Source organism: Salmonella sp. SA14318 (assembly GCF_029866905.1).
In the GTDB taxonomy this organism is placed as follows: Bacteria; Pseudomonadota; Gammaproteobacteria; order Enterobacterales; family Enterobacteriaceae; genus Salmonella; species Salmonella enterica.
Window position 1 is genome coordinate 2,898,809 of sequence record NZ_CP123282.1, and the last position, 13,685, is coordinate 2,912,493.

Here is a 13,685-nt window from a genome sequence, read left to right on the forward strand (position 1 = left end):
CAATAAAACGATGTATAGAATTTTATATAGCGATAGCATCGCTATAAAGTCTGATATATATCGAAAAAGTAGAAAAATAGTGTTAAAAACTGACCTTCATTCGAAATCAGTATTACCCCTAATAGGGTAGGGATTATTGTCCGGTATCAAACTGGCATAAAAAAAGCGCCCGAAGGCGCTTTTTAGAAGAGGAGAAAGCGAGGATTAGCCGATATATTCCAGTCCGTTCATGTACGGACGTAATACTTCCGGCACTTCAATGCGGCCATCAGCCTGCTGATAGTTTTCCATCACGGCCACCAGGGTACGACCTACCGCCAGACCAGAACCATTCAGGGTATGGACCAGACGGGTCTTTTTGTCGGACTTGCTGCGGCAGCGTGCCTGCATACGACGCGCCTGGAAGTCCCAGACGTTAGAGCAGGAAGAGATCTCGCGGTAGGTATTCTGCGCCGGAACCCAGACTTCGAGGTCATAGGTTTTGCAGGCGCCGAAGCCCATATCGCCAGTGCACAGAATGATTTTACGGTACGGCAGTCCCAGTAGCTGGAGCACTTTTTCCGCGTGGCCGGTCATCTCTTCCAACGCAGCCATAGAATCTTCCGGGCGAACGATCTGCACCATCTCAACTTTGTCAAACTGATGCATACGAATCAGGCCACGGGTATCACGACCATAAGAACCTGCTTCAGAACGGAAACAAGGCGTATGCGCCGTCATTTTAATCGGCAGTTGATCTTCGTCGATGATTTCATCGCGTACCAGATTGGTCAGCGGAACCTCCGCCGTCGGGATCAAAGCATAGTTGCTGCTGTCTGCTTCTTCTTCCAGCGGACGGGTATGGAACAAGTCGCCTGCGAATTTCGGCAGTTGACCGGTGCCATACAGCGTGTCGTGGTTAACCAGATACGGCACGTAGTTTTCGCTATAGCCGTGCTGTTCCGTATGCAGATCCAACATGAACTGCGACAATGCGCGATGCATACGCGCAATCTGTCCTTTCATCACCACAAAACGGGAGCCGGTCAGCTTAACCGCGGCGGCAAAGTCGAGGCCGGAGTGCATTTCCCCTAAGGTGACGTGATCGCGGATTTCAAAATCAAACTCACGCGGGGTACCCCAGCGGCTGACTTCAACGTTGTCGTTTTCATCTTTACCTACCGGCACTTCATCCGCAGGCAGGTTTGGGATGGTCAGCGCGATATCGCGGATCTCCGCCAGCAAGGTATCCAGCTCGGCTTTCGCCGCATCCAGCTCTTCGCCCAGTTTATTCACTTCCAGGCGTAAAGGCTCAATATCTTCCCCGCGCGCTTTCGCCTGGCCGATGGATTTCGATCGAGAATTACGCTCCGCCTGCAGGTTTTCCGTGTTGACCTGCAAAACTTTACGACGCTCTTCAAGAGCGCGCAGCTTATCTACATCCAGCTTAAAGCCCCGGCGTGCCAGTTTTTCAGCGACTGCGTCTGGCTCATTACGCAGCAGATTGGGATCGAGCATGCTTATCCTGTGCTTATCGAATAATAAAAGGAAACGCGATCAATTGATGATCGCCTCTGATTGTATTGATGAACGTAAACCGCGTTTACGTAATAGCGACGTTTTCGACCTGACCGACGACAGCAACAACGCATCCATTGCGCTATACCCGCGGACCTCATAAGCAACGTGCTATCAGGCATAACGAGATTCATCATCAACGCCATGATACCTGGAGCATCATATTTAGAGATAACCTTACCGCAACGTTTACACTAGCGGTAGCGTTTTGTGGGGCTATTTTGATCCTGTTCAGCCAGCCAGGCGAGCTTTTCGCCAATCTTGCCTTCCAGACCACGATTTGTCGGATGATAATAGCGCGTTTGCGCGATTTCCGGCGGGAAGTACACTTCACCCGCAGCATAGGCATTGGGCTCATCGTGGGCATAGCGGTATTCCTGGCCATAGCCCATCTCTTTCATCAGTTTGGTTGGCGCATTACGCAGATGGACAGGAACGTCATAATCAGGACGTTCGCGCGCGTCGGCCAGCGCAGCCTTAAAGGCGGTATAGACGGCGTTGCTCTTCGGCGCGCAGGCGAGATAAACGATAGCCTGCGCGATTGCCCTTTCGCCTTCAGCCGGACCGACGCGGGTGAAACAATCCCACGCGGCAATAGCGACCTGCATCGCGCGCGGATCGGCATTACCCACATCTTCCGAGGCAATCGCCAGGCAGCGACGCGCCACGTACAGCGGATCGCCTCCCGCGGTAATGATACGGGCATACCAATAGAGGGCGGCATCCGGCGCGCTGCCGCGCACTGATTTATGTAAGGCGGAAATAAGATCGTAGAATCGATCGCCTTTGTTATCAAAACGCGCGCTGCGCTCGCCGGCGATCTCGGTCAACAAGGCGGGCAATAAAACGCGTTTGCCGCTGTCATCCACCTCCGCCATGTCAGCCATCATTTCCAGCGTATTTAAGGCGCGCCGCGCGTCGCCATTGACCAGCTCAGCAATTGCTCGCCGTGTCTCATCCGGTAACACGATATCCTGATCGCCGTAACCACGCGTTTTGTCCTGCATCGCCTGGTCCAGTACTTGCTCAATATCGTCAGTGGTTAACGATTTCAGCAGATAGACCCGCGCTCGCGACAATAGCGCCGAGTTCAGCTCAAAAGAGGGATTTTCCGTGGTCGCGCCGATAAAGGTGATAGTGCCATCTTCGATATGCGGTAAAAAGGCGTCCTGCTGGCTTTTGTTAAAGCGATGCACTTCATCGACAAACAGGATGGTACGGCGACCGGCATTACGATTCTGGCGGGCGCGCTCGATAGCTTCGCGAATCTCTTTTACCCCAGAAGTGACGGCGGAAATACGCTCGACATCGGCGCTGGCGTAGCGGGCGATCACTTCAGCGAGCGTGGTTTTCCCCGTCCCTGGCGGCCCCCATAAAATCATGGAGTGTAGATGCCCGGCCTCAATAGCGCGAGGCAACGGTTTACCTGCGGCCAGCAAATGCTGCTGGCCGATATACTGTGCTAAATTTTCCGGCCGCATTCGCGCGGCCAGCGGTTGAAACGTATTATCAGAAAAATCGAGCGACAGATTGCTCACTCATCGCCTCTACTTACGTTGGTCATCTATCGTTACCCCTTGCGGCGGAGTAAACGTAAATTTTGACGGATCAACAGCGCCGTTTTGCTGGGATTTTAGCTGATAGGCGCTACGCTGATCGTCTTGTTCTACGGCGCTAAACTGGTGGATAGTCCCGTCGCGTCCCACATTGATGGTGAACTGTTTCAGATTGCCGTTGCTGGCTTTCGGCGTCAGCACAAAATTATCGCCATCCTGCTTAATATTATACTGCTGCCAGTCGCTGGCCTGGTTGCGGGCAATCAGCATAAACGGTGTATTTCCGGTGGCATCTTTCAACCACGTGGCGGTAGCCTGTTCTACAAACGGGTTATAGAACCATAACGTTTTGCCGTCAGAAACCAGAATACTCTCGTCAGGTTGCGTCATATGCCAGTTGAATAGATTTGGCCGCTTAACCCATAAATCACCCTGTCCCTCCTGCACCGCGGCACCGCTGCCATCGGTGACTTTTTGAGTAAAGGTGGCATGAAAGCTGCTCACTTTATCCAGACGGCTTTTCAGAGAGCTGGCGGCGTCAGCCCATACGCTGCTGGCTACAACGCTTGAAAGTAATGCACAGGCGATTGCCATTTTTTTCATCATTATTCCTCAGGTTTCTACACTCCCGACCAGGAGCTCCTTTTGCTTTCTATTCCAGGCCAAAAATCAGCATGAGGAAAGAAGAAAATACTGAATTTTGTTGCCGGATGGCAGCCTGCACAGCGCCATCCGGCTTACAGGTTTACTCAAAAGGCGGCGGAGCCAGCACTTCACGATTACCGTTATGCCCCTGAGCGCTGACAATACCCTGCGCTTCCATCTGTTCGATAATACGCGCCGCACGGTTATAGCCGATGCGGAACTGACGCTGAACGCCGGAAATGGACGCTTTACGCTTCTGGGTGACGAAATTAACGGCCTGATCGAATAGCGCATCTAATTCTTCGCCGCCGTCAAAACCGCCACCGCCACCTTCGCTTTCGCTGTCGGAGGTAATGCCATCCACATATTGCGGACGACCGCGCGCTTTCCAGTCCTGCACCACCGCATGGACTTCCTGGTCACGCACAAACGCCCCATGGACACGTACCGGCATGGTGGAGTTTGGTCCGGAATAGAGCATGTCCCCCATTCCCAATAGCGACTCAGCGCCACCCTGATCAAGAATGGTGCGGGAGTCGATCTTACTGGATACGGTAAAAGCGATACGGGTTGGTATGTTGGCTTTAATTAAACCAGTAATCACATCGACCGACGGACGCTGCGTCGCCAGTACCAGGTGAATCCCCGCGGCGCGCGCTTTCTGCGCCAGACGCGCGATCAGCTCTTCAACTTTTTTACCGACGGTCATCATCAGGTCGGCAAATTCATCAACCAGTACCACGATATACGGCAGTTTTTCCAGAACCGGATGCTGAACATCCATACTGTCGCCCGGCTTCCAGTACGGGTCCGGAATCGGACGTCCCATGCGGGCCGCTTCGGCGATTTTCTCGTTATACCCAGCCAGATTACGCACGCCGAGCGCGGACATCAGCTTATAGCGACGCTCCATCTCATTGACGCTCCAGCGTAACGCGTTAGCCGCGTCTTTCATGTCGGTAACAACTTCCGTCAGCAGATGCGGTATACCTTCATAGACCGAGAGTTCTAACATTTTCGGGTCGATCATGATAAAGCGAACGTCTTCCGGCTGCGCTTTATACAGCATACTGAGGATCATGGCGTTAACCCCGACCGACTTACCGGAACCGGTCGTACCGGCCACCAGCAGGTGAGGCATTTTCGCCAGATCCGCCACTACCGGATCGCCCGCGATATCCTTACCTAACACCACGGTAAGCGGCGACGGATTCTCGCGGAATTTGGCGTTATCCAACACTTCGCGCAGATAAACGGTTTGCCGTTTCTTGTTCGGCAATTCCAACCCTACGTAAGGTTTGCCTGGAATGACTTCCACAACGCGTACGGCTACCGTTGACAATGAGCGCGCCAGATCCCGGGAAAGGTTGGAGATACGCGCTGCTTTAACGCCCGGGGCCAGATTCAGTTCAAAACGAGTAATGACCGGGCCTGGCGAATAGTTCACCACATCAGCTTTAATGCGAAAATCCGCCAGGCGCGCTTCAACCAGACGCGCCATTTGTTCCAGCGCAAAGGTATCTACCGGTTCAACTTCGCTCGGCGGCGGCGTCAGAAGATCTAACGAAGGCAGCGGCGTCGTCGGACGCTGTAATGGACGACTGTCGCCGTTACGCATCAACAGCGGGTGGATCAGGCTGTCTTGCGGCGCTGTCGGCTGTTGCGGCTGCTGATACTGTGGCTGCGGCGCTACCGGCTGCTGCGGCTGCTGATACTGCGGTTGCGGCGCTACCGGCTGTTGCGGCTGCTGATACTGCGGCTGAGGCGCTACCGGCTGTTGCGGCTGCTGATACTGCGGCTGCGGCGCTACCGGCTGTTGCGGCTGCTGATACTGCGGCTGAGGCGCTACCGGCTGTTGCGGCTGCTGATACTGCGGCTGCGGTGCTACCGGCTGCTGCGGCTGCTGATACTGCGGCTGCGGTGCTACCGGCTGCTGCGGCTGCTGGTACTGTGGCTGAGGCTGCGGCGCTACCGGTTGCTGAACAGGCGTTGACTCGGGCATGACACCCGGCGTGAACAGCGGTTCGTGCGGACCTTCATCAACCAATACTTTCATTGGCGAGAAATCCAGATCGTCCAGTGAGAACGGCTGCGCGCCAGCGGGTTGCTCGCCGGAATAGCGCTGCTGTTGCGAAGCGGCAAACTGGCGGGCTAATTCAGCTTCCGCAGCGGTATCGTCATCTTCTGCCTGTTGCGTATCATGCTGATACGTTTCACCATAACGATGCTGCTGCGACTGCGCAAACTGACGGGCTAACTCGTCCTGATGCATTGCATCTATTTCTTCATCGGTTAGCTGCGCGCCCGTCTCGTACTGATTGCGCTCCGCCTCGCGGGCTTTTTCTTCTGCAATCCTCTGTGACGGCAGCTTAATACCGTACGACGCCAGTTCCCGTCGGGTCGGCACGCGAACGCGGTTCGGACGCGGCAGTTGCGGACCAATCCCCTCTTTCACCTGCGGACGCGGCGCGCCGCCGGTAGCCAGACTAAATGCAGGCGCAGCGGCCGCGGCGCCTGCTGCCAGGGCGCCACTCTTAATACCTACGTCAAGCGACGCGGCGGCGGCTACCGCTTCCACTGGCGGTATGGACGGCGCGACAGATACCGTAGGTTTGACCGGCACGTTCTCTTTTACCGGCTCCGGAATCGGTTGATACCATGCCGCCAGTTGTTCGCGCTCACGGGCGCGTTTCTCTTCCACCTCTTCAAAATAGTAAAGCGGAGGACGGGCAGGTCTGGTCTCTTCTGTGTCAGGTTCAGGCTCGGTGGCAACCGGCTGTTCGATAACCGGCGGCGGCATGTGAGAAGGTTCAGCCGCTATCGGCTCCGGCTGATAAACCGGCGTCGGCTGATGGGTCGGCTCCGGCTGCCATTGCGGCTGTGTTTCCTGCGGCGCAAGAGAGTCATATTCTGCTGCGGTCGCTGGCGTCGCGGCGTATTGCGGCGCGGAAGCGACAGGCACAGGTTGCTGCCACGGCGCACTTTGCGCCTCCTGCGGTTGAGCATATTGCGGATGCGGCTGATACCCCTCCGGCGCAGGCGCGATAACCGGTTCGCCGGTTTGCGGCCCCGGTACGGGCTGCCACTCCACGGTCGGTTGCGCGACAACCGTCTCAGCCCCCGGCATGGGCGGCGTTTGCATTATGGGATCGGCGGACGCTGCCCACGTCTGGGTGACGGCAGTTGCAGTCGCAGCGGCGGCGACCGGTTCGGTGACAGAATGACCGTTTAACAGCGGATCATATTCATCATATTCCGGCTGCGTCGCACGGTTGCCCGAAAACAGAACGTCGTCGGGATCGGCAGCGACGCCGCGCGCGCTATACTGAACATCCTCGTCATCATCCATCCGTTTGCCGGAAAAGAGCGCGGCATCGGTCTGACGGCCCCGTGGATTGCTGAATTTTTCAGCCAGCCGCTTACGACGCGCCAACGCGCCGCGCAAAATACGCGCCCGGCGAGATTCACGCTGCACGCCGTCGGTTTCTTCATCGTATTCGTCATCATACTCTTCGTCGTCAACCCACGTATCATCACGCCGGGTACGGTTGCTGGCGAAGGTCAGTATATTAAGCAGCCAGCCGCCTAATTTTTCGGCGATACTGACCCAGGACCAGCCGGTAAAGAGCGTCAGCCCGGCAGCCCAAATACAGAGAAGCATTATCGTTCCGCCGCTACTATGCAACAACGGCTGCAGCGTGGTGCTTAACAGGCTACCAATTACGCCGCCGGAGGCGAAATACCAGATATCGTCGGCATTAATGGCCGCCAGACCGCAGGAAGTGAGAATCAGCGCTAGCACGCCGATAAGGCGTAGCGACACAGCAAAATAGTCGATGTAATCATCCGTAGACTGATGACGCCACGCAAACCAGCACCCGCCGACAATAATGACAGGGATGGTGTAGGCCATTACGCCAAAAATAAAGAACAGTGTATCGGCCAGCCACGCGCCCGGCGCGCCGCCTAAATTATGGATGGGTTCATGCCAGGCGGTTTGCGACCAACTGGGGTCCGAAGGGTTAAAGCTCAACAAGGCCGCCATCAACCAGACGGCAAAAAGGGCAATAAGTATCAACAACGCTTCCAGAAGTCGGCGCCCGCTGCTTAACTTCGTCAATGTGACGTCTTTGTCTTCAGTATATTCCTGGCTCAAAAAAGGCTCTCCAGGTTCCAGGCTTTTCCCGCCCGATGCTAAAACGGACAACAGCACCGGGTTACCCCGGCACTGTTGCTGTATGGATTAACAGGAGTGTAATCAAACTACAGCGATTTTGCACCTGTTCCGTGTTAGCGTGTCTTAATAACCAGACGATTACTCTGTTTTACCTCTTCCATCACTACGTAAGTTCGGGTGTCGTTCACACCTGGCAAGCGCAGCAACGTCTCTCCCAATAGTTTTCGATACGCTGACATATCCGGTACACGGGTTTTCAACAGGTAGTCGAAATCGCCGGAAACCAAATGACACTCCTGAATCTCTTCAAGCTTTTGCACGGCGGCATTAAACTGTTCAAACACATCCGGCGCGCCGCGATTTAAGGTAATCTCAACGAATACCAAAAGTGACGCATCCAGATAATGCGGGTTCAACAGCGCCGTATAGCCCTGGATAAACCCCTGTCGCTCCAGCCGACGCACACGCTCAAGGCAAGGTGTCGGCGAAAGTCCTACTCGTTTAGAAAGCTCGACGTTGGAAATACGCCCATCCTTTTGCAGTTCATTAAGAATGTTACGATCGATACGGTCGAGATCTTTGCCAGGGCGCTTCTTGCTATCTACCATTATTATTGTCTCTCTGTATTCCTTCCCTACTCCTGCCTGACTCTACTCACATCACTGTTCAGAGTCGCTGCCCATCACAATAGACCGAAACCCAGAGGGATTAACGGCGCGCAATGCCTGGTCTATGGTGAGAAGACCGTTGCCTCACGGCAGCTATCGACATCACGAATGGCGTCTGTCCACGCCATGCGTAGATTTCACTAGCCCGGTAAACATGGTATTTACATGCATGATTATGCAGCACATACATAACACAGTTTTTTTCTTCCTCGAATGTTTTCGCAAAACAGCAGGTGATTGTCAAAGCAAAACATCGATTTTTAGTACAACATGCCAGTTATTCATTAGAGAGGGCGGTAAACTGTCATTTCGTCACCTTATAAGTTACCGATTTTAATTAAAGTTTGTGATGATAACGCCGCTGTCGCGGTCGTTCATCGGTTCATGCTATTACACATATTGTTAACAAAATCGTTATGCTCTTTTTTTACGTCTGTAAATTCCCTACAATTCTGCTCATTGTCTGCCAACAACTATGGGGATCTCATGGGCACGACCAAACACAGTAAGCTGCTTATTCTGGGCTCAGGACCGGCGGGATATACCGCGGCGGTGTATGCCGCACGCGCAAATTTACAGCCGGTACTTATTACCGGTATGGAAAAAGGCGGTCAACTGACTACCACGACGGAAGTGGAAAACTGGCCCGGCGATCCAAACGATTTGACCGGCCCGCTGCTAATGGAACGCATGCATGAACATGCGGCAAAATTTGAAACCGAGATAATCTTTGATCACATCAACAAAGTGGATCTGCAAAATCGTCCGTTCCGTCTGACAGGTGACAGCGCAGAGTACACTTGTGATGCGTTGATCATTGCGACCGGCGCTTCCGCGCGCTATCTGGGGCTGCCATCGGAAGAAGCCTTTAAAGGGCGCGGCGTTTCCGCCTGCGCAACCTGCGACGGTTTCTTCTACCGCAATCAGAAAGTGGCGGTGATCGGCGGCGGCAACACCGCGGTTGAAGAAGCGCTTTATCTGTCCAACATCGCTTCGGAAGTGCACCTTATCCATCGCCGTGACGGTTTCCGCGCTGAAAAAATCCTCATTAAGCGCCTGATGGATAAAGTCGAAAATGGCAATATCATTCTGCACACCAACCGGACGCTGGAAGAAGTGACCGGCGATCAGATGGGCGTCACCGGTCTGCGTCTTCGCGACACGCAGCAGAGCGATAATATCGAGACGCTGGACATCGCCGGACTTTTCGTAGCCATCGGTCATAGCCCAAACACGGCGCTCTTCGAAGGCCAGCTTGAGCTGGAAAATGGTTATATCAAAGTTCAGTCCGGCACCCATGGCAACGCCACACAAACCAGCATCCCTGGCGTATTCGCGGCGGGTGACGTTATGGATCATATTTACCGTCAGGCGATCACCTCTGCAGGTACGGGCTGTATGGCGGCGCTGGATGCCGAACGCTATCTCGATGGTCTGGCCGACGCGAGCAAATAGTTTTTACAAATCAGTAACAAAAGTAAAAAAGGCGACTATAAGTCGCCTTTATTTTTGCGTCGTTGTAACATTGCCCTGCCTGAAATTCCAATAACTCACCTGCTAAGCGTGCAATGAATAAAACCCGTCAAAAAGAGCTGACCCGCTGGTTAAAACAGCAAAGCGTAATCTCCCAACGGTGGTTGAATATTTCCCGCCTGTTGGGGTTCATGAGTGGCGTATTAATTGTCGCTCAGGCCTGGATCATGGCGCGTATCCTGCAACATATGATCATGGAGAACATTCCACGGGAAGCGCTGTTGCTCCCTTTTATCCTGCTGATACTGGTCTTTGTCCTCCGCGCCTGGGTGGTGTGGTTGCGCGAGCGCGTCGGTTTTCATGCCGGACAACATATTCGCTTTGAGATCCGCCGTCAGGTGTTGGATCGTCTGCAGCAAGCCGGCCCAGCCTGGATTCAGGGCAAGCCCGCCGGTAGCTGGGCGACGCTGGTGTTGGAACAGATTGACGATATGCATGACTATTATGCGCGCTATCTGCCGCAAATGGCGCTTGCCGTTTGCGTACCGCTCTTAATCGTGGCGGCGATTTTCCCGTCAAATTGGGCGGCGGCGCTGATTCTGCTGGGCACTGCCCCGCTCATTCCCCTATTTATGGCGATGGTGGGGATGGGCGCGGCTGACGCCAACCGCCGCAATTTCATGGCGCTTGCCCGGCTAAGCGGCCATTTTCTTGACCGTCTGCGCGGGATGGAAACGCTGCGAATTTTCGGTCGTGGAGAAGCGGAAACCGAGAGCATTCGCGCAGCATCGCAGGATTTTCGTCAGCGCACGATGGAAGTACTGCGCCTCGCCTTTTTATCTTCCGGCGTGCTGGAGTTTTTCACCTCGCTTTCTATTGCACTGGTCGCCGTTTATTTTGGCTTCTCTTACCTGGGCGAGCTGAACTTTGGTCATTACGGTACCGGTGTGACGCTCGCCGCCGGGTTCCTCGCCTTGATCCTTGCGCCGGAGTTTTTCCAGCCATTACGCGACCTCGGCACGTTTTATCATGCTAAGGCGCAGGCGGTTGGCGCGGCGGATAGTCTGAAGACGTTTCTGGAAACGCCCCTCGCCCACCCGGCGCGCGGCGAAGTTGAGCTGGCGGAAAACGAGCCTGTAACCATTGACGCAGTCAATCTTATTATCACCTCGCCAGAAGGCAAAACGCTTGCCGGGCCGCTGAATTTCTCATTAGCGGCAGGAGAACGCGCCGTCCTGGTAGGACGCAGCGGTTCCGGTAAAAGCTCTCTGTTGAATGTATTATCCGGTTTTCTCTCCTATCAGGGCTCTTTGCGTATTAACGGTGTCGAGCTTCGCGATCTCTCGCCGGAATCCTGGCGCCAGCATCTCTCCTGGGTTGGACAAAACCCGCAATTACCTGCAGCGACGCTACGCGAAAATGTATTACTGGCGCGCCCGGACGCCAGCGAGCAGGAACTTTATGCCGCGCTTGACGCCGCATGGGTAAGCGAGTTTTTACCGCTGCTGCCGCAGGGAGTAGACACCCCGCTCGGCAATCATGCCAGCAGACTTTCCGTCGGCCAGGCACAGCGTGTAGCGGTCGCCCGCGCGCTACTTAATCCCTGTCAACTGCTACTGCTGGATGAACCGGCGGCAAGCCTGGACGCTCACAGCGAGCAACGCGTCATGCAGGCGTTAAAAGCGGCGTCAAAACGCCAGACCACATTAATGGTGACGCATCAGTTGGAAGATCTCGCCGACTGGGACGCTATCTGGGTTATGCAAGATGGCGCGATTGTCGAACAAGGCAGCTATGCCGAACTCAGCGCCGCCAACGGCGCTTTTGCGACGTTATTGGCTCACCGTCAGGAGGATATTTAAATGCGCGCGCTACTCCCTTATCTGACGCTTTATAAACGCCACAAATGGATGCTAACGCTGGGAATTGCGCTGGCAATCCTGACCCTGCTTGCCAGTATCGGGCTGCTGACGCTTTCCGGCTGGTTCCTGTCCGCGTCCGCTATCGCAGGCTTCGCGGGAATTTACAGTTTTAACTATATGCTCCCGGCGGCCGGCGTGCGCGGCGCGGCCATTACCCGTACCGCCGGTCGTTATTTTGAACGTCTGGTAAGTCATGACGCCACGTTCCGCGTGCTGCAACATCTGCGTATTTATACCTTCAGCAAACTTTTACCGCTCTCCCCCGCGGGTCTGGCGCGTTATCAGCAAGGTGAACTGCTGAACCGCATCGTTGCCGACGTCGACACGCTGGACCATCTCTATTTGCGCGTCATCTCCCCGCTGGTCGGCGCTTTTGTAGTGATTATGATTGTCACCCTGGGGCTTAGCGTTCTCGACGTGACGCTGGCGATCACGCTGGGCGGCATTATGCTGTTGACGCTGTTTATTATGCCGCCGGTGTTTTATCGCGCCGGCAAAAATACCGGCCAAAATCTGACGCATCTACGAGGTCAGTATCGCCAACAGCTCACGTCATGGTTACAGGGCCAGGCGGAACTCACCATTTTTGGCGCCAGCAAACGCTATCGGGCGCAAATGGAAGCTACCGAATTACAATGGCATGAGGCCCAACGCCGACAGTCTGAACTGACCGCCTTATCGCAGGCGTTAATGCTGCTGATTGGCGCGCTGGCGGTGATGTTAATGTTGTGGATGGCCTCCGGCGGCGTTGGCGGCAATACGCAGCCCGGCGCGCTCATCGCGCTGTTTGTCTTCTGCGCGCTGGCGGCTTTCGAGGCGCTTGCGCCCGTTACCGGCGCATTCCAGCATCTGGGGCAGGTTATCGCCTCTGCGCTTCGTATCACTGAATTAACGGAGCAAAAACCGGAGGTGACCTTTCCGCAGGCAGAAACTCCCGCGCCGGAAAAGGTCACACTCACCCTGCGGGACGTTTCGTTTCGTTATCCCGACCAGCCGATTAATGCGCTCAATGCCCTCTCATTACAGGCTAATCCTGGCGAGCATGTCGCTATTCTGGGGCGTACCGGCTGCGGAAAATCAACGCTGTTGCAGCTACTCACCCGCGCCTGGGACCCGCAACAAGGCGAAATTCTGCTCAACGATCTTCCGCTATCCTCGCTGAGCGAATCCGCCTTACGCCGGACTATCAGCGTGGTGCCGCAGCGTGTCCACCTGTTCAGCGCCACGCTGCGTGATAATTTATTACTGGCGGCGCCCAATGCCAGCGACGAAGCCCTTTCCGACATGCTGCGTCGCGTCGGCCTCGAAAATCTGCTCGAAGATAGTGGGCTTAATAGCTGGCTCGGCGAAGGCGGTCGCCTGCTATCCGGCGGCGAACTTCGTCGTCTGGCCATCGCCCGCGCGCTGTTGCATGATGCTCCGTTAATGCTGTTGGATGAGCCCACTGAGGGGCTGGATGCGACCACCGAGAGCGAAATGCTGGAATTACTTGCCGATGTGATGCGCGAGAAAACCGTCCTGATGGTGACGCACCGTTTGCGCGGCCTGGCCCGTTTTGATCAAATCATCGTAATGGACGACGGGCGCATCATTGAGCAAGGCACTCATGCAGAATTGTTAGCCGGACAAGGGCGCTATTATCAGTTTAAACAACGTCTGTAAGCTATTATTGAACGATCCGACTTGC

8 protein-coding genes are annotated in these 13,685 nt (G+C 55.0%); 3 read left to right on the forward strand and 5 right to left on the reverse strand.

Annotation, left to right across the window (positions count from 1 at the left end; genetic code table 11):
* Positions 1–204 precede the first annotated feature (204 nt).
* The 5 genes from serS to lrp all read right to left on the reverse strand — a co-directional run bounded on the left by serS (position 205) and on the right by lrp (position 8,543).
* On the reverse strand, positions 205–1,497 hold the full coding sequence (gene serS, locus QEN32_RS13965) for a serine--tRNA ligase (RefSeq protein WP_000886697.1): 1,293 nt from the start codon (positions 1,495–1,497) through the stop codon (positions 205–207).
* Positions 1,498–1,751: 254 nt separating this feature from the next.
* Positions 1,752–3,095 (reverse strand): replication-associated recombination protein RarA, encoded by a 1,344-nt coding sequence (gene rarA / locus QEN32_RS13970; protein ID WP_000067789.1) that lies wholly within the window; start codon positions 3,093–3,095, stop codon positions 1,752–1,754.
* 9 nt (positions 3,096–3,104) lie between these two features.
* Positions 3,105–3,716, reverse strand: coding sequence for an outer membrane lipoprotein chaperone LolA (gene lolA, locus QEN32_RS13975; RefSeq protein WP_001519746.1), 612 nt, complete (start codon positions 3,714–3,716; stop codon positions 3,105–3,107).
* A 142-nt stretch (positions 3,717–3,858) separates the two neighbouring features.
* The gene (ftsK, locus tag QEN32_RS13980; protein WP_265322338.1) at positions 3,859–7,914 is read right to left on the reverse strand and encodes a DNA translocase FtsK; all 4,056 of its coding nucleotides are present in this window, start codon (positions 7,912–7,914) and stop codon (positions 3,859–3,861) included.
* Positions 7,915–8,048: 134 nt separating this feature from the next.
* A complete protein-coding gene (gene lrp / locus QEN32_RS13985; protein ID WP_000228469.1) occupies positions 8,049–8,543 on the reverse strand; it encodes a leucine-responsive transcriptional regulator Lrp in 495 nt (164 codons plus the stop codon).
* A 546-nt stretch (positions 8,544–9,089) separates the two neighbouring features.
* Here lrp and trxB point away from each other — a divergent pair.
* The 3 genes from trxB (at position 9,090) to cydC (ending at position 13,660) form a co-directional block, all read left to right on the forward strand.
* Positions 9,090–10,058, forward strand: a complete 969-nt coding sequence (gene trxB, locus QEN32_RS13990) for a thioredoxin-disulfide reductase (protein ID WP_000537406.1) — start codon at positions 9,090–9,092, stop codon at positions 10,056–10,058.
* A gap of 113 nt (positions 10,059–10,171) precedes the next feature.
* Complete coding sequence (cydD, locus tag QEN32_RS13995) at positions 10,172–11,938, forward strand: cysteine/glutathione ABC transporter permease/ATP-binding protein CydD (protein ID WP_265322339.1); 1,767 nt, start codon at positions 10,172–10,174, stop codon at positions 11,936–11,938.
* Positions 11,939–13,660, forward strand: a complete 1,722-nt coding sequence (gene cydC, locus QEN32_RS14000; RefSeq protein ID WP_001202256.1) for a cysteine/glutathione ABC transporter ATP-binding protein/permease CydC — start codon at positions 11,939–11,941, stop codon at positions 13,658–13,660.
* Positions 13,661–13,685 lie beyond the last annotated feature (25 nt).